Origin of the sequence: Microcoleus sp. Aus8_D2 (genome assembly GCF_036702665.1) — a bacterium.
In the GTDB taxonomy this organism is placed as follows: Bacteria; Cyanobacteriota; Cyanobacteriia; order Cyanobacteriales; family Microcoleaceae; genus Microcoleus.
The window spans coordinates 1-23,211 of sequence record NZ_JAUBUN010000060.1; the positions used below are offsets into that span (position 1 = coordinate 1).

18 protein-coding genes are annotated in these 23,211 nt (G+C 45.0%); 7 read left to right on the top strand and 11 right to left on the bottom strand.

What is annotated here, in order from left to right; all coding sequences use genetic code 11:
- Positions 1–541 precede the first annotated feature (541 nt).
- The 4 genes from QUB64_RS29715 to QUB64_RS29730 all read right to left on the bottom strand — a co-directional run bounded on the left by QUB64_RS29715 (position 542) and on the right by QUB64_RS29730 (position 2,885).
- On the bottom strand, positions 542–1,054 hold the full coding sequence (locus QUB64_RS29715; RefSeq protein ID WP_333273009.1) for an LptA/OstA family protein: 513 nt from the start codon (positions 1,052–1,054) through the stop codon (positions 542–544).
- 508 nt (positions 1,055–1,562) lie between these two features.
- Positions 1,563–1,979, bottom strand: coding sequence for a DUF309 domain-containing protein (locus QUB64_RS29720; protein WP_333272798.1), 417 nt, complete (start codon positions 1,977–1,979; stop codon positions 1,563–1,565).
- Positions 1,980–2,223: 244 nt separating this feature from the next.
- The gene (locus QUB64_RS29725) at positions 2,224–2,586 is read right to left on the bottom strand and encodes a ferredoxin-thioredoxin reductase catalytic domain-containing protein (RefSeq protein ID WP_293157224.1); all 363 of its coding nucleotides are present in this window, start codon (positions 2,584–2,586) and stop codon (positions 2,224–2,226) included.
- An 83-nt stretch (positions 2,587–2,669) separates the two neighbouring features.
- Positions 2,670–2,885 (bottom strand): hypothetical protein, encoded by a 216-nt coding sequence (locus tag QUB64_RS29730; RefSeq protein WP_333272792.1) that lies wholly within the window; start codon positions 2,883–2,885, stop codon positions 2,670–2,672.
- 3 nt (positions 2,886–2,888) lie between these two features.
- On the opposite strand from QUB64_RS29730, the gene cas6 reads away from it, so the two are divergent.
- Positions 2,889–4,013 carry a CRISPR-associated endoribonuclease Cas6 gene (gene cas6 / locus QUB64_RS29735; RefSeq protein ID WP_333272789.1) on the top strand — a complete coding sequence of 375 codons (1,125 nt, stop codon included), beginning with the start codon at positions 2,889–2,891 and terminating at the stop codon, positions 4,011–4,013.
- 427 nt (positions 4,014–4,440) lie between these two features.
- The gene (locus QUB64_RS29740) at positions 4,441–6,174 is read left to right on the top strand and encodes a sensor histidine kinase (protein ID WP_333272786.1); all 1,734 of its coding nucleotides are present in this window, start codon (positions 4,441–4,443) and stop codon (positions 6,172–6,174) included.
- 248 nt (positions 6,175–6,422) lie between these two features.
- Here QUB64_RS29740 and QUB64_RS29745 read toward each other — a convergent pair whose 3' ends face one another.
- From QUB64_RS29745 to QUB64_RS29755, 3 genes are all read right to left on the bottom strand, one after another.
- A complete protein-coding gene (locus QUB64_RS29745; protein ID WP_333272784.1) occupies positions 6,423–7,874 on the bottom strand; it encodes a DUF2079 domain-containing protein in 1,452 nt (483 codons plus the stop codon).
- A gap of 168 nt (positions 7,875–8,042) precedes the next feature.
- Complete coding sequence (locus QUB64_RS29750; RefSeq protein WP_333272781.1) at positions 8,043–9,608, bottom strand: DUF2079 domain-containing protein; 1,566 nt, start codon at positions 9,606–9,608, stop codon at positions 8,043–8,045.
- Between the two features lie 89 nt (positions 9,609–9,697).
- Positions 9,698–11,332: a DUF2079 domain-containing protein gene (locus QUB64_RS29755; RefSeq protein WP_333272778.1), complete on the bottom strand. Its 1,635-nt coding sequence runs from the start codon at positions 11,330–11,332 to the stop codon at positions 9,698–9,700.
- A 270-nt stretch (positions 11,333–11,602) separates the two neighbouring features.
- Here QUB64_RS29755 and dxr point away from each other — a divergent pair, with 270 nt between their 5' ends.
- Positions 11,603–12,793 carry a 1-deoxy-D-xylulose-5-phosphate reductoisomerase gene (gene dxr, locus QUB64_RS29760; RefSeq protein WP_333272775.1) on the top strand — a complete coding sequence of 397 codons (1,191 nt, stop codon included), beginning with the start codon at positions 11,603–11,605 and terminating at the stop codon, positions 12,791–12,793.
- A 143-nt stretch (positions 12,794–12,936) separates the two neighbouring features.
- Here the strand turns inward: dxr and QUB64_RS29765 are convergent, their stop codons facing one another.
- Positions 12,937–13,500 (bottom strand): phosphoribosyltransferase, encoded by a 564-nt coding sequence (locus QUB64_RS29765; RefSeq protein ID WP_333272773.1) that lies wholly within the window; start codon positions 13,498–13,500, stop codon positions 12,937–12,939.
- Between the two features lie 54 nt (positions 13,501–13,554).
- Between QUB64_RS29765 and QUB64_RS29770 the strand changes: the two genes are divergently transcribed.
- The gene (locus QUB64_RS29770; RefSeq protein WP_333272770.1) at positions 13,555–14,304 is read left to right on the top strand and encodes a pentapeptide repeat-containing protein; all 750 of its coding nucleotides are present in this window, start codon (positions 13,555–13,557) and stop codon (positions 14,302–14,304) included.
- A 325-nt stretch (positions 14,305–14,629) separates the two neighbouring features.
- Here QUB64_RS29770 and QUB64_RS29775 read toward each other — a convergent pair whose 3' ends face one another.
- The 3 genes from QUB64_RS29775 to QUB64_RS29785 all read right to left on the bottom strand — a co-directional run bounded on the left by QUB64_RS29775 (position 14,630) and on the right by QUB64_RS29785 (position 16,295).
- Positions 14,630–14,830, bottom strand: a complete 201-nt coding sequence (locus tag QUB64_RS29775) for a hypothetical protein (RefSeq protein WP_333272769.1) — start codon at positions 14,828–14,830, stop codon at positions 14,630–14,632.
- Positions 14,831–15,674: 844 nt separating this feature from the next.
- On the bottom strand, positions 15,675–15,872 hold the full coding sequence (locus QUB64_RS29780; RefSeq protein ID WP_333272766.1) for a hypothetical protein: 198 nt from the start codon (positions 15,870–15,872) through the stop codon (positions 15,675–15,677).
- A gap of 132 nt (positions 15,873–16,004) precedes the next feature.
- Positions 16,005–16,295, bottom strand: a complete 291-nt coding sequence (locus QUB64_RS29785) for a hypothetical protein (protein ID WP_333325664.1) — start codon at positions 16,293–16,295, stop codon at positions 16,005–16,007.
- Between the two features lie 1,047 nt (positions 16,296–17,342).
- On the opposite strand from QUB64_RS29785, the gene QUB64_RS29790 reads away from it, so the two are divergent.
- From QUB64_RS29790 to QUB64_RS29800, 3 genes are all read left to right on the top strand, one after another.
- On the top strand, positions 17,343–17,531 hold the full coding sequence (locus tag QUB64_RS29790) for a hypothetical protein (protein ID WP_333272764.1): 189 nt from the start codon (positions 17,343–17,345) through the stop codon (positions 17,529–17,531).
- 1,241 nt (positions 17,532–18,772) lie between these two features.
- Entirely contained in the window at positions 18,773–19,636 is an 864-nt protein-coding gene (locus QUB64_RS29795; RefSeq protein ID WP_333272761.1) for a calcium-binding protein, read from the top strand.
- 635 nt (positions 19,637–20,271) lie between these two features.
- On the top strand, positions 20,272–23,199 hold the full coding sequence (locus QUB64_RS29800) for a tetratricopeptide repeat protein (protein WP_333272759.1): 2,928 nt from the start codon (positions 20,272–20,274) through the stop codon (positions 23,197–23,199).
- Positions 23,200–23,211 lie beyond the last annotated feature (12 nt).

The following is a 23,211-nucleotide window of genomic DNA, read 5'->3' on the forward strand; positions in this document are numbered from 1 at the left end:
CATGGGGCATGGGGCATGGGGCATGGGGCATCTTGCCCGCTCGCGAAGTCGAAGGGTGGGCATGGGGCATGGGGCATTGGTCTTGCCGTCAAGAGTGCGAGCGTCCCCGAATAGCGAACGTTATTAGTCATTAGTGATTGGTCCTGGCGTCATGTTTGGCTGTCCCCGCGATCGCACAGCAGTCATTAGTCATTAGTCATCAGGAAGAAGGAAGAAGGAAGGAAGAAGGAATGCAGAGCCAGCGTGTGAGCTATCCGTATTTTACGTTTAATTAGGTGGATTTACTTGCCAGTTAAATTTCAGACTGCGGGTTGGTGCGATGGCGTTTCAAGTTGATAGTTTATAATTTCCAGCTTCTTACTTTTTCCCAGACGAAATTTCGCATCTATTTTGGGTTCTCAAGTGTCGCGCATTTGCGATCCGATCCCGGAACAAGCAGGATGCCTGTTCCACAAGAATGGCAATAAAAATTATTGTCCAAGGTAGATATGCAACAGTTGATGTTTTTGCCGATGCGAAATTTTGCTGCGATCGGGAGCTGTTACTTAGGGGCTGTTCGGGGACGTGCGGGCGGTTTAACAGCGGGATTGGGATTAACCGGGGCAGGTTTGGGGCCGATCGCATTTTGGGCTGCTGCATCTTGTTCCGGCGCCACCAGATAGACGGATTCTACCTGTCCCGGGTTGTCTGGCAGAGCAATAAACCGACCTTCATCGATCAAGTATGTCACGGTTTCGCCGCGCAGGCTGTTGCCTTGCTGCAAGACGTACACGTCGCCGCTGAGAATGATCCGGCGCTCGCGGCTGAAGTATTGAGCTTGAGCTGCGGTGGCTTGGATTTGGCGGGCTGGATAGTTGATTTGGACGTTGCCGCGGGCTGTGACGATGCCTGTTTTGGAGTCGGCTTCTTGAACGTCCGATCGCACGGAAAGAGTGCGGGGCGGGGCAGCTTGCGGGTAGGTGGGAGAGGCGATCGCGCTAGCCAGAGTCAGCGGCAACAGCAGCGATAATCCTTTAAATATGCGGGAGTTGAGTAGTTTAGCGGAGGGCATCATAGCTTGGCAAGCCTCAAAATTTTTGAAATTGCTGAAGGGCATTATCTCACCCCTGATTTTTCTCTAGGGAGATTAGCTCCACCACACCCGATCGGTTAGGTATTATATCTTAACGGCCGTGAAAAAGTCTCGTGAGGTCGATCGACCTCGCCGAGAGCGTCAACCAATTATCCTAGCAATACAACAGCCATTTTCACTACGTGTTTGGATGATTTACAGTTTTTAGTAAGGACTTCAGTCCTGTCTTGAAGGTTTGTAGTAAGGACTTCAGTCCTCAAGGTTTGTAGTAAGGACTTTAGTCCTCAAGGTTCGTAGTAAGGACTTCAGTCCTCAAGGTTCGTAGTAAGGACTTTAGTCCTCAAGGTTCGTAGTAAGGACTTTAGTCCTCAAGGTTCGTAGTAAGGACTTTAGTCCTCTCTGGCACGACTTTTAGCCAACAAAAACTGGCATTCCTTACGAATAAAAAATAATCAAATAAAGCCCGTGCAATAATTTGATGATGTAATCTTTATGATATTGAAACCTGTTCTACTTTGATAATGTACGGCAACTGCAAGCCTGCAACTTCTGTACCTGCGAACAATGGTAGAAAATTAGTTACTGCTTCCGGGCCGGCTTGTTGCAAAGCGCTCAAAAGTTTAGCGCTTTGTCCCAGCAACTCTTCAACAGCAATTCCCGCATAACTCGGCTGATAATAACTCAGCCGATTTATGCCTTCTCCCAACAAGATTACTGCACCGCGCCAGTTTTGATTGCTTAAGTGATAAAGCGCGACAGAAATTTGCAATATTCCCTGATAAAACCTTTTTTCCGGCTCGCCCGCTTCCATCCACAAAGCCTCTAAGGTATCGTGACAAGCGTAAAAATCTTGGCTGTTAAACTGTTCGATACCTTGCCAAAACTCGATCGGCATTTCCTCTGTCATTTATTTGAAATTGGGAATTTTTAATTGGGATATAGCCTTTTTCTGAAAAATGAGGTGTTGAAAATAAATTAATAATTCATCAATCTAAAGATCTAAAATCTCAAATTTTCCATCGCTTAAGTGAGCGATGCTATACATGGTGGAGTGGCGATCGGTTTTTGTTAATAGCTAAGTCTTAAAAATCGGAAAAATTACGACCTATTTTCACAACAGCTACCAATTTCACGACCGCCTACTTAACCGATTACATAGTCTCTCTGACAGCTTGAATCTGATCCATGCTAATTTCCTGATTAGTTCCAGCAAAATCGTTATCTGGCGTCAGAAATAACATACAGTGACATTCTTTCCGCTCGCGCATGGGAATGCAAGGACAGTTCCAGTAGGCGGCTTTGACTTCGGCTTCTTTATCTTCGTAATGACGACAAGGGCATAGGGGAGCGCCTAGTTCGTCCTTGTGTTTTGCTAGTCCTTCTATGACGACAGCAGTGACTGAAGGCTCGGAACAAAAGTAAGTGCCGGTACGCTTGGCGTAGGTTTCGGAGAAATTCTTCATCGCCTCCAAAGTTTTTTCGTTGGAGAGTTTGGATTTTTCTGTTGTGTTCATAGTTTAGGATCGGAGTTGAGGATGCTACGAGCTTTTGACAATTGTACCCCAGAATGTGATTTTAAACACTTGTATATTTCTCTTTACTTACAAGGAGGAAAAACTTGACAAAAATTGAGTTTTAGGTTGTCGGTTTTTTGGGGATTTTTCAGCATCCCTCCGGCTTCGGGAAACTGGCGGTTGACCCGGTTTTTGGAGCTGCTAATAGATTTGGGCGATCGCCCGCCATCCCCAAAAAGATCCCCCAATGGGGATAAAAACCAGATAAAATATGACAACGCTGTTCCTGTTTCTGGCATCTGATGGCAATTTCCCCGCACCCCACCCGCACCAAAAAATCTCCTGACTCTGGGCAGATTTGGCCCGCTGACACCGAGTTGGTCGGATTAGTGTTTGAATTGACCCCCCGCAGTGCTAGCTATCTGTACGCGCAGTATGCTATAGGTTTACACGCTTGGTTTTTGTATCAAATACAGGAAACTGACCCGGATTTATCGCAACTTTTGCACGACGATCAGTCTGAAAAAGCCTTTACTGTTTCGGGATTGGAGGGTGATTTGCCCTCTAGCGGTAAGGAATTTCAGCTTTTGGGCGATCGCATTTATCGCTGGTACGTCACAGGACTTTCAAAGCGAGTAGTACAGTGGCTGAGTCAGTGGCTGCAAAATTTGCCCCAAGAAATAGAGTTGCGAAATGCTCCGCTACTAATTCGCTCTTGGGAAATTGCTTTACCTCCCACAACTTACCAGCAATTACTAACAGCAGAACTTCCACCATCACGAAACATAAAACTTAGTTTTGTAACTCCCACAAGCTTTCGCAGCAAAGGGCATCACTTCCCGCTACCAGTTCCCGAAAATGTTTTTCACAGCTATTTGCGCCGCTGGAATAACTTTTCGGGAGTCCAGTTTAACCAAGCAGAGTTTTTGAATTGGATTGATGAAAATGTGATTATTAGCCGCCACAAGTTGGAGTCGCACAAGGTAGCGGCCGGTAAAAAAGGCATGGTAACGGGATTTACTGGGGCTGTGGAATTTGCGATCGGGCGATCGGCCGGGTTGCGCCCTGATTTTGTACAATTATTTTATGCCTTGGGGCGATTAGCGCCGTACTGCGGCACGGGACATAAAACAACTTTTGGATTGGGACAAACCCGAACACAGTGGTTGACAGAATCCCTACCCGAAGTCTCAATCCAAAGCGTATTGGCGGCGCGAATCGATGAATTGACAGAAAAGTTTATGGCGCACAGAAAGCGTACAGGCGGGAGTCGGGCTGGTGAGATTGCGGAAACTTGGGCGACGATTTTAGCGCGCCGGGAATTGGGGGAATCGTTGTCTGATATTGCTACTGATTTGGAAATGCCCTATGAAACTGTGAAAACTTATGTGAAGTTAGCAAGAAGAACTTTGAAAGTCGAGGATTGAAGCATACACAGAACGAAAAAGCACAGGAGGCGGAACCTGTCGTGGAAAAAACCTCGGCGACAGCCAGCCAGCTAACCAGGTAATGAAGCGGATGGAGAAAAATCATGGTAGGGTTGTCAAATTCATTGGTTGTAGCTTATCTTGGTAGTTAGAGTGATGAATTTTATGTAGGGGAAAAACTGAAAACTGGTTGGTGAGGTATCCGATCTATTTACTATCAGGTGACTTGAGAAAATTTCTTGAAGTAATTGATTGATTGATTTTGATTCCTAGTTTTTGTTTTTTTTACAAGTAATTGTCATTATAATTATATTCAGTTTATACCATAAGTTCTATGCCAGAAACTAAAAATAGATTCAAACTTGGTCTCTTATTCGATCGACATGAGAGGCATTTATTAAAGCATTCAGTTATACGAAAGTTGCGTTTGCGTCATCTGAAGCATTGGTTCAGTTGTCTCAAGGTAGGACAAAAGATTAGTCTGGGCTATGGGCTGGCGCTGGGGGTGGCAATTCTGGGAACCGCTACAGGAATCTCGATCGCCGATCAATACCATCAACAAGCTGTTAAGCACGAACAAGATGCGATCGAAGAAACTCAATCCATCAGTGAATTGCAGATCCAGCTATTGCAAGTTCTCCTCCACCAACAGCAGATCCTGATGCTATTGGAGAATCGAGATTTGCTGGATCAACAGTATTCCTATTTTTTAAACCATGTGGATATATTCAAAAAAGAATGGTCTGAGTTTAAGTCTTCGGAAGGGGATACAAAAAATCCTAAGGTTGAGGAGTCACCTGGTGAAATAGAGAGTATCAGAAGCTTTCTGCAAACCAATGAAGGGATTCCAGAGGCTTACTTGGAGCAAACAGAGGCGATATTAAAGGCAATTAATTCTGCTGAATTATCACCAGCAGCAATTCAGGTATTTCGCAGCCAGCTTTTGACTTTTGGTAGCAGTCCTGCATCGCTGCAATTGAAGAATTTTTTACAAGATCTAGATAAATTAAAGGTAAGAGCGTACAAAGAGTACCAAGAAGCAAAAACTGAGTTTACGAATGTACAGGTGCTGCGAGTGCAGGTTATTACAGGGAGTCTGATTTTATCCGTGGCGATCGCCATTTTGCTCGCGATTTATACCAGTCGGGCGATCGCCCGTCCCCTCCAGCAAGTCACCCGTATTGCTCAGGAAGCAACCCAAACGGGAAATTTTGACTTACAAGCTGCTGTTACCACTAAAGATGAAATTGGTATATTAGCAACTGCCCTCAATCAACTGATTCAACGAGTCAAGCAACTGTTACAGGAACAACAAGCCACAGCCACAGAGCGACTGATTCAACATGAAAAGATGGCGACTTTGGGACAGTTGATTGCAGGAGTAACCCATGATATTAACAATCCCATTAATTCCATATGCGGCAACATAAACTATACTGACAGATACCTGAAAGATTTACTAGAACATTTGCATCTCTATCAGGAGCATTATCCCGAAGCTGCGTCAGAAATTGTCGAACACGCCGAAGCCATTGAGCTAGAATTTGTAGAGGAAGATTTACCCCTAATGCTTGCATCTCTTCAGCAGAGTGCCGAACGTATCCGCGATATCAGTTATTCCATGCGGTTGTTTGCACGAGCAGACTCTTCCCAAAAGATTGCTTTCGATATCCACGAAGGCATCAACAGCACGCTATTAATTTTGAAACACCGACTCAAAGCTAATCAGAATCATCGGGAAATTACTGTTACCAAAAATTACGGTAAATTGCCAAAAATTAAATGTTTTGCCGGACAACTAAATCAAGTATTTATGAACATTATCGGCAATGGGATTGATGCCCTAGAAGATGCAATGGAGCGGAGTAAAAATTCTGATTCTTCTGAAGTAGTCCCGATTCCTTCAATTCAAATTATAACTGAAATTATCGAAGATAATTGGGTCAGAATTAGGATTGCCGATAATGGCTCAGGCATCGATGAAGCGTTTAAATTACGGTTGTTTGAGTCTTTTTTTACAACCAAAGATGCTGGGAAAGGTACGGGGCTAGGACTCTCAATGAGTCACCAGATTGTCACCCAAAAGCACGGGGGAAAGCTCTACTGCAATTCGCAACCTGGAGAGGGAGCGGAGTTTGTGATTGAGTTACCTATTGGTTAATTTCAATGAATAATCAACAGCATATAGCCGAGTATCAGAAAGATGGGCATGGGGCATGGGGCATGGGGCATGGGGCATGGGGAATTAGTGGTTCCTCTTTGAACAATTAATGCAACAATAATCGAGCGGGTGTGTCGCCACGATCGATCCCCAAAACACACGAAAAATCTAGCTAGCGACGCACCATCGACATTATTTGAGCAAACTTTTCTCAGTATCAATTTCGGTTAGATATGATATAAAATCATTTATTTATTAGCGGTTTGGGCAAAGAGATATATGTCATCCCGCTGATATTTGAGGGTAAATTGGGGATGGTTGGCGAGTTGAGTTATGAGGTTTTGCACAAAAGCTCGATCGCTCATCCAGCCAGGATATCTCAGATTCAGCAAGACATACTCAAACTCTGCGAGATTTGCAGGAGGCGTATGAGCTTGAGTTAAGCGTACTACAGGGCGGTGCGTTAAGTGCGGAGCAATGTGAGAAGTTGTTAAAACACTACCTTTGGTGTTGACGAGAGTGATGGCTTCTCTGCTAGCCGGCAATGTGTCGAGGGAATCTACATAAATAGTCCAAAAATAGCCGTATTTTGCTAAAGCCAAGAAACCAATCAGCGACCAAATTACAATCACTCTAGGCAATTGATAATCGGGAATTGGCAATTTATCAAATATTGTCTTTCCCTTGTGCTGATTCCTATCTGCTAAACTGGAAATTACCGCCACCAACAAAAACGGCAATATCGGAATAGAATATTGATGAATCAAATCTCGCTGAGCCGGAATATCCGAAAGAATATTCATGGCTAACATCGGCACTGCACTAATTAAAGGCGTCAGATGACGCGGCGAAATCCACAAAATTACAGGCAATACTAATAACGCTAAATATTCAAAACTATCAGCCGAAAACAAACGCCATAAAATTTGATTTGGTTTCAAGATTAAGTTAACAGCTATTTCTAAAACAGAATGACCTAAATATCCATAGCGCCCGATTCCCGCGTGTTCTCTTCCCTGATTGAAATACGGTATCACTGCTTGAGTAACTACCAGAAACCAACCCGCGCCCAGAAATAGAGCTATGAGTCCGCAATTGCGTTTTTTGTCAAAACACAACAACCACAATCCCATCGCTGCCACAGTTAAAGATAGCACGGCTTTGCAGCTCAAAACTAAGACGATGGCAGCGCAAAACCACAGGGTTTTATTCAGCCGCGCGGCTAGGATTGCGGCTAGCAGTGCTGGTAAAGCAATTACTTCAGGGTGGAAGTCGAAGAGGTTGACATTGAAGACTAGGGGATAGAAAAGGTAGATACAGGCGATCGCCCGAGATATACTATTATTTAATCCGGCTTGAGTGGCCAAACCCCAAACCGGCAAAGCACCGGATGCTAGGGCTACGGCTTGCACCAACAACAGCCAATGAACATCGGGATATATTTTGTACAACAAAGCCACGGGATACATCACCCCAGCAGCGTGATTTCCCATGTGGTGTATTTCCAGAAATGAGGAAAACGGCGTTTGTCCTTGACTGATGAGATACGCTACTTGATCGTAAATTCCAAGTTCAAAAGCGTTGGATTCAAGCAAGGCGTGGCGTACACTGCTGCACAGGAAAAATATTAGAGCAAAAAGGACGATTTGCCAAATTACCGGATGATATTTTAGATGTTTAAAATAGTTAATTTTCTTCATTATCACTAATTATACCAATTTCCAAATTAATGCAACACTATCTGTAGGGTGTGTCGCCACCGACAATCTCTAAAAAAGAGCGAAAATCTAATAGCGACGCACCTTACACATTGAATGAACGAAACAAACCCAACAATTGTTATGTAGCAACATTTTTTCTAAACGGTATTATTTGCGAACTTTCTCAAACAAAAATACATCATCTTGCTGATAGCCTATCTTAAATTCAGGAGATTTTTTAAGTTGAGCGACAACACTCGTAGCAGTATCCGCAGTATCGTGCCAAGGATGGCGCATATTTAACAGTATATAATCAAATTCATTCAAACTTTGTCCGTTAGCAACTTGATGCAGCAATTTAATTGTTGAACGGTGAGCGAGGTGAGTCGCTAGGGAATTGTCTGTTAAAACATTGCCTTGAGTTTGCACTCTGTTAATTGCCTGCCGCGTCGCTTGCCAAGTATCGATAGATTCTAAATAAACCGTCCAGAAATAGCCGTATTTTGCCAAAATCAAGAAAGTTAAGAGTGACCACAAAATCACCAATTTTGACAAATGAGCAAACAGCAATTTTCCACCTCTCCAACTCCGGTGAACCCAAATGCGGTGAGTCCAGATATGTTTAACAGATTTAATAGAAATACGTTGCGCTACTCGATTCCAAATTCGCGGCATCCAGTTGCGGTGATTCCACAGATAATTAGCTGCATTTTTCCAGAAATTGCTGCCTCTTTTCTGTCTGTCTGCTAGGGTAGAAATTACAGCAGTTAATAAAAATGGAAATATCGGCACAGAATACTGGTGAATCAAATCTCGCTGAGCCTCAATATCCGAAAGAATATTCATCACTAGCATGGGAAAAGCACCAATTAAAGGTGACAGGTGACGCGGGGAAAGCCACCAGATTGCAGGCAAAAATAACAAAAATAAATATCCCAAAGTATCAGCCGAAAACAAACGCCATAAAATGAGATTTGGTTTCAAAATTAAATTAACAGCTATTTCAAAAACTGAATTTCCTAAATATTGATATCGCCCGACACCTGCGTGCTGTTTGCCTTGATTGAAATACGGTACAATAGCTTGAGTTGCTATCAAAAACCAAGCCGCGCCGAGAAATATAGCTATGAGTCCGCACCTGCGCGTTTTCTCAAAGAAGAATAGCCAAACACCCATGATTACAACTGTCAAAGATAGGACTGCTTTGCAGCTTAAGATTAATACTGTGGCGGCACAAAACCACAATATTTTATCAAGTCTAGCTGCTAAGATTGCTGCTAAGATTGCGGGCATTGCTATGACTTCGGGGTGGAAGTCGAACAGATTGACGTTAAATACTGCTGGATAAAGCAGGTAAACGGCTGCAATTCCGATCGCCTTTGGTTCGTTTAATCCCGCTTGACGTGCTAAACTCCAACTAGGCCAAGCACCTAACGCTAGGGCGAAAGCTTGCACGAATAACAGCCAGTGAACATCTGGATATATTTTGTAAAGCAAAGCTAGCGGATAGAAAATAAACGCCGTATGATCGCCTAAAATATTGATTCCCATTAATGAGGAAAATGGCGTCTGATTTTGAGAGATTAAGTAAATTGCTTGGTCAAAAATTGCTAAGTCGTATGCAGTTGAATGAAACAATGCGTGCCGCGCGCTGCTGGCGGCAAACATGATGAGGGTTGCTGCACCTATCATCCATGTTACAGGGTGAATTTTTTTATGTTTTAAATCGAGCATTTTGAGTTTTTATTAATTATTGAAAGGCCTCTGCTACCGAGTGCATTTATCTGCGTTGCATCTGTGTTGCATCTGCCTTAATCTGCGGTTTACTTATCAAATTTTTGAAATAGCAAAATATCATCTTTTTGATATTGTAATTTAAAGTTGGGAGATTTTTTGAGGTAATTTGCCGTGCGATCGCCCAATTGCTTCGTATCGGGCCAGGGATGGCGCAAATTCAACAGTACAGAGTCAAAATTCACCGCATCCGCCTCGGAGGAAATTTGCGAAAGTGCCTTAATTGTGGGCCTGTGAGCCAAATGAGCAGCCAGTCGGTTGTCAGTTAAAACGCTAGCTTGCGGCTGAATTTGGCTGACAGCTTCCCGCGACGCTTGCGCAGTGTCAGCGCGATTGAGATACAGCCAAAAATCCTTTGACTCGCCCAAAAACAAGAACACTATTAATGACCAAATAATAACTGTTTTTGGAGCATTCAAATTGGGAATCGGTAATTGGGAATGGGTAATTGGTAATGGGTAATGGGTAATGGGTAATTTTTCTCCTTTTTCCTGATTACCTCTATCCGTTACATCCGTTAAATCCGTTACATCCGGTACAAAATCCGTTGCCGAACTTCCTTCCTTCGAGATAACTGCTAACAACAAAAATGGGATTACTGGGAGCGAATACTGATAAGCTAAACTCCGCTGAAATGGTTCTTGGGAAAGTACATTCAAAACTAAAGTCGGCAGCGCGCCAACCAGAGGCGTTAAATGTCGAGGTGACAGCCCCCAAATTACGGGTAAAATTAATAAAAATAGATATTTAAAAGTGTCCAATGACAAGATTTTCCCTAAAACCAATCCAGGTTTTAATAGCAAATTTCCGGCAATTTCTAATACCGAACTTCCCAGATAAGCGTAGCGCCCGACACTACCTGATTCTGTCCCCCGAAAACCGGGAATAATTGCTTGGGTAACAATCAAAAACCAGGCTGTGCCGATGATAATAGCAAAAAGTGCGTGAAGCGGAGCTATCCCGTAGGGAATCGCCATTCTCACCTTTTTTTTCCCCCCAGATAAACTTTCGGGTTCTAATAGCAGCAGCCACAAACCCATCGCCACCACAGTCAAAGCCAAAACACCCTTGCAACCCAAAATCACCATCACCGCCACACAAAACCGCCAAGGCTGACTCAGCCGCGCCGCCAAAATCGCCGATAAAATAGCGGGTAAAGCAATAACTTCCGGGTGAAAATCAAACAAATTAATGTTAAAAACCACCGGATAAAGCAAGTAAACCGCTGCCATCGCTGCCGATTTTTCTCGATTCAAACCAGCCAATTTTGCTAAACTCCAAACAGGCAAAGCACCCGCAGCTAAAGCCACAGCTTGCACTGCCAAAAGCCAGTGAACATCGGGATAAATTTTGTAGAATAATGCTAATATATAGAAAATCCAACTAGCGTGATCGCCCATAATGTGAAAGCCCAAAAAAGACGAAATCGGCGGCTTTCCCTGGCCGATCAAATAGATAACTTGGTCAAAAATTCCTAAATCCCAAGCGGTTGATTGAAACAAAGCGTGCCGCCAACTGCTGCACAAAAAGAAAATCACAGCCGCAGCCCCCGCCATCCCAACTACACTCGGCGGCGGGAATAATTGAGCTGCTGGTGCTTTTTCCGCAAGTGTGCTGCGGCTTTCCTCGCCGGAGATTGCAAGATTTTCTGAGGAGTTTTGCATAAAAGCTGACAAGAGCAGAAGGAAGTTCGGCAACGGATTTTTTAACGGATTTAACGGATGTCACGGATGGATGGAAGAAGGAAGAAGGCTTTAATTATCTAAAAGAGAAGGAAGAAGGATTTAGTTATCTAGATATAGGGTGCGCCGAGGCGCACCTTGCCTATCTAGTGTGCGCTTGCGTTGCTGACTAGAATTTATTATGGCAAATTTTTACTAATTTGAGTTCCAGTAATCGTAATATTAGAATAATCCACAAAACCTTAAAAAATTGTGAAAGCAATAACTCTTCTCGGCTCCACAGGCTCCATCGGGACTCAGACTCTGGACATTGTAGCTCAATACCCGGAACAATTTCGGATTGTCGGGTTAACCGCCGGACGAAATGTAACTTTGCTGGCACAGCAAATTCGCCAGTTTAAACCGGAAATTGTCGCGATTTGCGCCGAAGATAAATTACAGGAATTGCAGGAGGCGATCGCAGATCTCGACCCTCAACCTATTTTACTTGCTGGCGAGTCAGGCGTTGTCGAAGTTGCCAAATACGGCGACGCTCAAGCCGTCGTCACCGGCATAGTTGGCTGTGCCGGTTTGCTGCCAACAATTGCCGCCATTAAAGCAGGCAAAGATATCGCCTTAGCCAATAAAGAAACATTAATAGCTGGCGGCCCCGTTGTCAACCCCCTGATCGAAAAACACGGCGTTAGAATATTGCCGGCTGATTCGGAACATTCGGCAATTTTTCAGTGCCTCCAAGGTGTGATGGTTGGCGGGTTGCGGCGAATTATTCTCACTGCTTCCGGCGGTTCTTTTCGAGATTTGCCGATCGACAAATTAGCAGGAGTAACAGTCGCCGATGCCTTGAAACATCCGAATTGGTCGATGGGGCAGAAAATCACCATAGATTCTGCTACTTTGATGAATAAAGGATTGGAAGTAATTGAGGCTCATTACTTGTTCGGGATGGATTATGACAATATTGATATTGTCATCCATCCCCAGAGCATAATTCACTCGTTAATTGAGCTACAAGATACATCTGTTTTGGCACAATTGGGCTGGCCGGATATGCGTTTACCCCTACTTTACGCTTTGTCTTGGCCGGAGCGAATTCAAACAGATTGGCCGCGGCTAGATTTAGTAAAATCCGGTGATTTAACTTTCCGAGAACCAGACCACGAAAAGTATCCCTGTATGCAGTTGGCTTATGCGGCGGGACGTGCGGGCGGTTCGATGCCGGCGGTGCTGAATGCGGCAAACGAACAGGCTGTAGCGCTATTTTTGGAGGAAAAAATTGCGTTTTTGGATATTCCGAAGTTGATTGAGAAAGTGTGCGACAAACATCAAGCTGATAACTGTGAAAGTCCGGCTTTGGATGATATTCTGGCTGCGGATAAGTGGGCGCGGCAGGAAGTTTTGGCAAGAACTGTGGAATTGGGCGATCGCATTCTTTCGGTTCGCTAATTCTTTGGTTCGTAGTGAGGACTTTAGTCCGCATAAAAACCAGAGGACTCGCATTACTCACTACCAACCCAAGCCGGACACGGCATTGCCGTGTCCCTACTTTTCAGGATTTGTATAACTGCAAAATATTGGGAAGAATTCAATCAAAGTTTTGGGCGCTCGCTCCCGCCCTCTAGCCATTTTTTATTAAACACTAACTCCCCACTTTCGCCGCTTTCATCAGCCGCACTCATCTTTTCGTATATTTCAAAAGGTTGATGAATCCAGGGATTATCCGCCAAATAATCTACATAATAATCCGGTTTCGCAACAGAGCAAGCCTTGTACCAAAGCACAGCAGTCCGAATTTCCTGAATATCCTCGCCGTAGCGCTTCTTTAGCCAAACGATACCTTGCTCCAAACTAATTCCCGAATCTACTAAATCGTCAACTAGCAGAATGCGGCTGCCCAAATTATCGCCCACCATTGTCAAATTAGCCGCAAATTCGATCGCCCGCCGGACTTTTCCCTCGGCCCCACCATAGGACGAGGCCGCTAAAATCGCCAGAGGTTTGTCGAAAATCCGCGACAGAGTATCGCCCACCCGCAGCCCTCCCCTCGCCAGACAGACAATGCGATCGAATTTCCATTGAGATTCATGAATTTTTACAGCCAAATCCTCAATTTTCCGATGGTACTCAGACCAAGAAACGTAAAGGTCGCTCATGCCTAATATTATTGAAATATCAATGATATTATTCAATATTTTGGGAAAAATGACATGAATGCAGAGGAACTTCTCAGACGGTATGCAGCCGGAGAACGGGTTTTTCGTACAGTAGACCTAGCTGGGATCAATATGTCAAGGACAAATTTGCGCGATATTGACCTGACTGGAGCTAGTTTAAAAGGTGCAAATTCGATCGGCATAACGCTCTACAGAGCCAATCTGTATCAAGCAGATATCAGCCAAGCCGACCTCTCCCAAGCCAACCTCATGTCCGCTAATTTCGGCGAATGCGAGGCGATGGGAGCGAATTTGAGCGGAGCCATTTTGCGGAGTGCGGTGCTGGGCGGGGCCGATTTTACGGGGGCGAGTCTCAGGGGTGCAGACATCAGAGATGCGAACCTTCAGCGGGCAATTTTGATTCAAGTTTATGCAGTTAACGCTAACTTGCAAGGTGCCAACTTGACAGAGGTAAAACTTTGCGGAATCAACCTTACTCAAGCAAATTTAACCGACGCCAACTTAACACAAGCTGACCTCAGCCATGCTAACCTCACTCAAGCAAATCTGAGTTGGGCAAATTTGACAGAAGCCAATCTCGAAAAAGCGGATTTGAAGGGAGCCGATTTAAGCGGAGTTAACTTGAGCTGTGCAAATCTGCATCTAGCCGATTTGAGCGGAGTTTCCCTGAAGGGAGCAAATCTCCGGGGAGCAAACTTGCATCAAGCAAATTTGCGCGGGACAAATTTAAAGGAGGCGAATCTGAGAGAGGCGATGATGCCTGACGGCACAATCTCTGAGTAAATAAGTTGGCAAAACAGAAGTTAAAACCGCAGGGTGCTTGTGGCGCACCCTACATTTAGCTTAATTCCTGATTTTATTGAGGGGATTTAATTCTGCATTCTGGTGAAAGAGCCCAAAAACTGATACCGTGCCACGTACGGCCTTGTGGAGAGTCAAAAATTTTCGCTCGAAGTTCAATCTCCAGATTCATCTGTGGACTAAATCTAAAATCTCAAATCGTTCGACAGTTCAAGCTCACGCCGAAGTCTCAAATCTCAAATCTCAAATCTCAAATCGATTGACAGTGAATTTAATGAGGAGTGGCAAAAATTTTGCTGCCCGGCGTTTAATCTACAACTTTCAGCCAGCCCCGGCGAACGGCGTGGAGCAAGCGGTTGATGGCTGTTTGATCTTCTTCGGTAAGACAGTCATTTAACAGCGCTGTCTTAAGCTGTTGTCGGTGAGTGGCGGTCAGCAGACCCGAGTGATATACCTGAAACACTAACTCTGCAATGGTAAATTGAGGTAAAAACGTTTGTGTCATCATTGGTTTTTTTATTTAACTCACTTTTGATAGTATTGACTGATTTTCTGAATATTTATGTGATTCAAATACGTGAGTAAATGTGATCTATTCCGTCTTGATTAGTGATTTGTGTCAGCCGGACTTGGGGATCAGATGTTTCCTCGATCGAGAGAACAACTCGCAACACAAACCCCTTCACAATTCCTCGCTTTTTGCAACTCCCAAATATGTATTTTTTGTTAAAAAATTGTGACCAATAAATTAATACTTCCTAGAAAAAAATTAATAAGTATGTCGTTACCAATAAACATTACATCGGTCGGGGGGTGAGACCACTCATCTACTCGCTTGTATAGGAGCGCTCTTCACGCTTAACATCCCCCTACAAGATACTATGGTTTTTTGGCGATGACTGCTAACTAATGACTGCTAACTCATGACTGCTAACTAAATCGACTTAATTCAACGTAAAACTTTGACTGTGTTCAGAAACCCGCTTTTGCTTGCATTTACTGGGTGTCTTGGTGTGGTTTTTTTTCCGTGGATTTACTTAATCAGTGCTAACTGCTGACTACTGACTACTGACTGCTGACTACTGACGGCTTCACATCAAAAATTCCGGCTTCTTTATGAAACCGGGTTCGATGGAAACGATCGCCACAATTTTTTGTAGAGGGTTAATGGAGCGACCACGGAAATCTGATTTCTGGCAAAGCTTTACAGGAGACAGAGTAATAACTACTCATCTAAACTTCCTGTCTGAGGGGACTCATACCATTTTAGATTTTCGATTAAAGAAATGGGAATGACTGATGAGATCGCGGTTTGGATCTTTCCTAAAGTTGCGTTTTTTTGGAAAGCCGGACTAATCGGAAATCCTGACCCATCCGCGGCGGATGGCGTGAAGCAGGCGGTTGACGGCATCTCGGTCGTCTTCACTGAGAGCGTTTAGGCACAGTGCCCGCAGTCCGTGACTTTCAGTGCGAGTCAGATTGCCTGAATGGCTGACTTGATAGAATAGTTCAGCGATCGCGCGATCGGATTTTAAAGTCAGAACTTGCATGAAATTTCGTTGAACTCGACTATTCTAATATCGAGCATTTGAGAACAGACTAGGGTGATTGCCGTCGGCTAAGCTTTGTGATCTTTCTTGGCTCTACTTGTGATCTAAGTCTCCGAGTATACGTGAGTATAATCACAGAGAAAGAGAGACCTCGATCGCATTTGCTGTGATTGCCACAGTAGCCTCAAAGTAAGATGAAACCTCGAAAACTCTTGGTCGCAAGACTTTGAGCGCAGCGCGCCGCTGCGGGAGTCTGTCCGTGTGTCCGATCGTCCACATCGCAGACTCTGGACTCGGAGACTTGTGAAACTTTGGGCGGCACTTGCAGCCGAGGGGGGGGAAAGTTGCGATCGGCGAGCCTCCGCCTGAGATAGAATAATCATCAATACTTCGATCCCATATATAGGCAGGCAGGTAAAACAATGATCGTTATTGGCTATTTTTCGATTTCCTTAATCGTTTTTGTTGTTTGGTTCATTGTTTTTTGGAAGGATACTTCGACATCCAAAAAAGACTTGCTCTCTTGGGTAGCCTTACTACTCGGCCCCCTGGTTTGGCCTGTTGTTCTACCCATATCCCTTTTTCAAATTACCAGCAGAAAGTCTGTTGTACAAGCTACAAAATCTGAGCAAAAATCCTAATAAATTGTGGAATTAACTGACTCAAGCACAGTGGGTCATCTTGCCTAAATTATCCCCGTTCCTCGCTCCTGGCATCAAGTAAATCATCTTGTGTTATGACCAAAAATGGCACCTAGAAGGTAGAATCAAATAAAAATTCTGAATCCCAAAACAGTATTTTTTTGCCGATCTCAAATTCTGCCTTCTGCTTTTTGATGCCTATTTTTATTTGGTTGCATCGTGATTTCAGGTTGCCGCTCAGTCAAAATTGTCATTCAAAATTGTCATTCAAAAGTGTGATACCCAGATTTTCGGACAGCGACCGCAACAATTTTTAGATCGTAAATTATCTGCCACCTACACCAAGCGCAAACTTAATCTGTAATGTAACACTGTCTGTTGCTGGCACAAGTATAACTTAAGACATATTTCAGCGTGCCGCTGACTAAATTAATAAGTTTTATAACTTCCGAGATCTGCACGCAATTAATTGAATTTGGAAAAATCATTGGTTGTGTAAAAAAACTTAAACTATTTATCCTGTAGGCTTTTGCGGCTCTATAACTGCAAATTATAGCAGATCTAAACAGGCAATCGTAGAGTTCGATGTCGCCCAAATTGCCGAACTATTACCGCAGTTAGATAGACAATTCAAGGCAGAGACTGCAATATGAAATAGCCCACAAAAATTATTTCAAATCTCAAGCAGGACTTGTTTTCTGCGAGGCATCACGAGTTGAGAAGGCGAGCGATAGGAGTTTGTATCTGGTATTGGATTTTCGGGAACTTCTCAAAAAAAGTGCCGTCACTGTATCCAAATTTGCTATTTGCACAAAAAGTAGGAGTGAAAATGAACGAAATATCTGAGAAGCGAATTTATCGAATTCTTAATGCAGTGTCGCTGCTAGCGCTGACCTACTATGCCGCTACTTCGATAAATTACATTTTCCAGAGCGACCCTCACATCTACAGCTACGACAGCCAGAGCTATTCCAACGGGTCAACAGCTCACTTAGAAGCACAGCGCTCGGGTAAATAGTACAGTTTGTATATGAATGCCGAACCAAATTTCTGGGAAATTGCTAATTGTTAATGAGCCGATCAAAGTTAACAATTAGCAATAATATATATTTTAACAAATAATTTTAAATGATTTTGTTTCAGGTAATTAGCTAAAAAATTAATCATTATTCTATCAAGAACACTCTCAAGAGTAGCTGGTCGCTGGTCAAAGATTTGTCTGTTTGACACTGTGTCCAGAACCAACAGACAATTAAGATGCGCAGCAGCCTATTCTCAGCTTTTACCCCCGCCCAAAAACGGATACAAGCCCCCGCAGGGCCGTGAGCCGCCCAAAATTTTAGACCCAACGACCGGCTTTTCGGGCAACGCTCAAGTTCGGGATCCTTTGATTCAATGCTGCAAGTAAATCTGCCCTTGTAAATCTAAAATCTCAAATCGAAAAATGGAAAAATGGAAAATCGACTGACAGTACCGTCAGAACTCTAGCGGCCCACCCTTCATCCCAAGTTCACAACACAAGCGCTGCATTGTCTGAGTGTCGGGATAGATGCCGCTCATTGCTGAAATAACCTATTTTCGTTGAGAAACCGGGTGGTTTAGCGAAAATCCTGAGTCGATCGCGAGGAATATCGGTGGAAAAATCAAGGCGATCGGCCTCTAGAGTGCGTCCAGGACTTTGTTGAGGTGGGGTTTGATTGAATGTGGGCACTGCCACGTGCCCGGGCTTGCTGTGAAAGCCAGCTAAAAAAAATAGATTTCTGGGGAACTATGGGCGGAACTCAAAAGTCTGGTCAATCAGAGTCTACTGAAAAATCGCAACTCAGTTCAACCTCCTTTGCGGGCGATCGAACTTTCGGGCGACAGTTGCCAAGGACTGCGGTGCAATTTCTCAATCTAGAGAGCATACTCCCATTAAAAATGGTCTATGTGTATTTCCCAGCTACAGTTTTAAAAATGACTAGCCGCACCTAAGCTACCTATGGTAGACTCACAAACGTTTAACTGGAATATTTTCGTGTTAGAGGAGGGAGTGATGGAGTCGAGAGTCCAAAGCAGAAAACAACCGATACTTGCTGCTCAACGAATACAAGATTCAACTCGCGGTTCCCGGCTCCCTGCTGACAAATTAAATTACATGACAGCCTATAGCAGCCGGGTCAATTAGGGTCTCAACCGATGTCCGGTTCCATTTATTGAATCCCTTTGGAGGGAAAAGTGTATTGTAGAAAAGTGATTCATCTTTTAGGAGGAGTGTAAATGACACAGGTAACTAATCCAACACAACCAGCAATTACTCTACCTGGAGGTGGAGGTGGCGGTGGCTCTAACATTATCGGCAAGGCAACCGCTAACAGGTTCAACGCCACCGAAGGATCCGATATCATCCTGACTTTTGGGGAGAATGATGTCATTGCCGGTCTCGGTGGCGACGACATCATTTTTTCCGGTGGCGGCAATGACAGTGTTGGCGGTGGCACCGGCAACGATATCATTGCTTCAGGCAGCGGCAACGATGTGGTCGCTGGCGGTGACGGCGATGACAGAATCTTTGGCGGTAAAGGGAATGACCTGCTCGACGGCGGTGCTGGCAATGACTTGGTTTCTGGAGAAAAAGGCAACGATGTCGTACTCGGCGGAACTGGTAACGATGCAGTCTACGGCGGCGACGGCAGCGATACAGTGGGTGGCGGCGACGGCAACGACAGCGTCTACGGCGGTAAAGGCAACGATACTGTTGATGGCGGCGCTGGCAATGACTTGATCTCTGGCGACAGAGGAAGTGATGTCCTGACTGGCGGTGCTGGCAGCGATACGTTCTACTTCGCGAGTGCTGGCGGCGATTACGGCGTAGACACGATCACTGACTTTACACCTGCAGAAGATAAGATCCGCTTGAAGTCCGGCGGTGTGTTCGCTGGTTTGGGCAGCAGCTTCGATGCCAGCGAGTTTGTCGTCGTTTCAGGTTTCAGCGAAACCAACCCAGGAGCCACCACGACGAACAAGTTGATCTACGACCCCACAAGCGGTGCGTTGTTCTTCAACGGCGGCAGTGGAGTGCTGAAGGTTGCTCAGTTGCAGACTGGTCTGACGATTACGTCGAACAACTTCGAGCTGTTCTAAAACAACTGGCAGTTGTGGGGCGGCACTGGATAAAATTCCGGGCTGTTCTCACAAAAGCCGATAGTTTTAAAGGATTTCAACCTCATTCTGCCACCAGCGGGGTGAGGTTTAAATATTCAATGCCGGAACTCAAGCAGGGGCCGTTGAAAAAATCAAGTCCAGGACGCATCGATCCCCCCAACTCCCCGCTCCTCGGGGGGCTTTCAGGTTCCCCCCTTTTGAAGGGCGGCTAGGAGTGGGATCAGCATTTGAGGCATTTCGTCCGTAAGTCATGAAATCGATCGACAGTTATTGATAAAATTAATCGCTCGGGCGATCGCACAAAATATAAATCAATACCCTTGGGTTAAGCCAGATCTCCCTGGCGCCCCCCGCTCACGCAGGGGGGGACAAGAACTTACTCTTTCGTCCCCGCAACGATTTGGGGGAGTAGGGGGTATGCGAGGGAGATCGAGACGCTTGATACAAACCAGAGAGATCAAGGATTTCAGACTTAAGTTGACACCTATGGGCATGGCGCTGTGTCCTGCGCCCGATCGCCTAAAATATACATAGTCTGAAAATATCAAAGTTTTAAAATCAGAATTTCTAGGTTTTCCTGAAGCGGTAAAGCAACCGCAACTGCACCGCAAGCAATGACCACTGAAGAATACATCCGGCAAGCCCAAGTTTATTTGAAGCGGGGGAAGTTAACTGAGGCGATCGATTTTTGCCATCAGGCGATCGAACTACAGCCTTTTTCGCCGCTAGCTTACACTACTTTAGGCGAAATCCTCGAAGCTAGCGGCGATCCGACGGCGGCAAGAGATGCTTTTGTGCAAGCTTTGGAGATTTCGCCCAAGTTTGTGCTGGCTCATGCTTATTTGGGTCAACTTTACAGCGAGTATTGCTGGCTGGATGAGGCGGCTTTTCACTACCGGCAAGCTCTGGATTTGAAACCAGATTGGGCGGAAGTTCATTATAACTTGGGAAATGTTTTTCACAACCAGGGTAATTTGTTGGGGGCGATCGACTGTTACCGAAAGGCGATCGCCCAAAAACCCGATTATTTGCTTGCTTTCTACAATCTCGCTGTGGTTTTAGATGAAAATAATCAGCTAGAAGCGGCAATTGATAGCTACCGTCAGGCGATCGCTCTCGGGCCGGATTATGTGGAAGCTTACAACAATCTGGGTGTGATTTTGCTGAAGGACGATCGCCCTGCTGAGGCGATCGAGATTTACCAGCGGGCGATCGAGATTCAGCCGGATTGGGCGACGCTGCACAATAATTTGGGCCAGGTGTTCCACGAGAAAAGTCCCTCCAGGGCGATCGCATCTTACCTCAGGGCGATCGAGTTGGAACCGGACATGGTTTTGGCTCACTACAATTTGGGCAAAGCTTGGCAATTGCAGGGAGAACATTCGGCGGCGGTTGCTTGTTTCGATCGCGTACTAGAACTAAATCCCGAGCATATTTCTGGCTGTACGGACGCCGGATTTTCTTTGATGGTTTTGGGCAAAATTGCCGAAGCCATGGCTTATTTTGAGCGAGCGATAGCTCTGAAGCCAGATTTTGTTGAGGCTTACTGCCGTTTGGGAGAAAGGCGCAGAGTTGCTGCTGTTGATGATGATGAATTGTCAAGGGCGATCGCTGCGTGCGATCGATTTCTCACAGCATTGATGGGAAGTTCGGCAACGGATTTTGTAACGGATGTAACGGATGTAAAAGCCAAGGAAGAAGGAAGAAGGAAGAGGGAAGAGCGAAGATTAATTACCGATTCCCCATTACCAATTACCAATTACCAATTCCCCATTACCGATTACCAATTCCCAATTCCCGATGCCCCATTCCCAATTCCCGATTCCCAATTCCCAATTCCCGATGCCCGATGCCCGATGCCCGATGCCCAATTCCCGATTGCTGAAATTTGCGATTATTTAGCAGAAATTTACCTGCATTTGGGGAATGCCTTAACAGAGTACGGGGGATATGAATCGGCTGCCGCTTATTATCAAAAAGCTTTGCAAATTCAGCCGCAAAATCCAGAGCTTTACTGGCGGCTGGGAAATTGCTTGGCGCAGCAGCAGCGCTTGGGCGCGGCAATTGCCGTTTACCGCATGGCTTTGACAATTCAACCCGCTTTACCCCAGGTTTATTTTGAGTTGGCGAAACTGCTGGAAAAACAGGGGCGTTGGGAAAGGGCGATCGAGTATTATCAACAGGTTTTAGAGTTGCAAATGCACGGTTACGGAGAGCCGAAACAGTGGAAACAAGAGAGTTTTATCTCCCCCGATCGCAATTCTATCAAACCTCCTCGCGGTATTTATTTATCGAGTTGGGATTGGCTGGTTAATGCTAAGTTAGATACCTGCAATTATGTTGAGATAGTTTGGAAATCCGCAGCAGAAGCCTGTGCCGAAAATCTTCCGACTTCTAAATTTTATGTTACCAATTCGCAGTTGGCAAATTCCGATTGTGCGGGTTTAACTTGCGGGCTGTGTTTGCACCGAATTTCTAAGTGGTTCGATCCGGTGCATTTGGGTTGGGGAGTTTGCCGTTTGTCTAACTCGCAACCGATACCTGTGGATGCGCCAAAGACTTTTGTGGCACAGATTCCCGACGGACGAGTTTGGATTGTGCCGCAGCAAAATTATTGGCTGATTTGTAAGGCGATTGCTGTCATTACTCCTGATAATTATTTGTTGGCTGATGTGTCTAGAGATTATCCTGGTTTGTTGCCGGGATGCGAGAAGCATGATGTGAGAAAACACAGCGTTTTTAACTTAGAATCCTTTCCGCCTTTAAAGCAGATAGACGGCAGCGTGGCGGTGCTTTCTGGTTTGTCGGGAAATGTCTATTTTCACTGGATGGTGGACGTTTTGCCGAGGATTGAATTGCTGCGGCGCAGCGGTAGGGATTTGGCCGAGATTGATTGGTTTTTGGTGAACAGTTGTCAGCACGAATTTCAGCGGGAAAGTCTGAGGATTCTGGGCATTCCCGAGGAGAAGGTTCTGGAGAGCGATCGCATTCCTCACATACAAGCAACAGAGTTGATTGTACCTTCTTTTGCGGGATATTTGGGCTGGCCTTCTGGGTGGGCGATCGATTTTTTGAGGCGGGAGTTTCTCAAGGGAATTATACCTCAAGCTAGTTATCCTAAACGCATTTACATCAGCCGCAGCAAAGCGAGATACCGCAGAGTTTTGAATGAGGAAGATGTGGTTGAGGTTTTGGAACAATCTGGCTTTGTTTCTATTTTGCCTGAGTCGATGTCTTTGGCTGAGCAAATTGCTCATTTTTATCATGCTGAGGTGATAGTTGCCGCCCACGGCAGCGGCTTGACAAATACGATTTTTTGCAGCCAGGGAACTAAAGTAATTGAGTTGATGTCGCCTCATTATATCAGCCATTATTACTGGGGAATCAGTCAATATCTAAAGTTGGAACATTACTTTTTGGCTGGCGAGGCTTTTGAATGCTATCCTATTAGGCAGTTGATGTATCAGAATTCGCTGACTGAGGATATTTTGGTGAACTTGAGTTCGCTGAAAAGGATGGTTGAAGTGGTGGGTTTGGGTTAGCTAGTGTCTGGA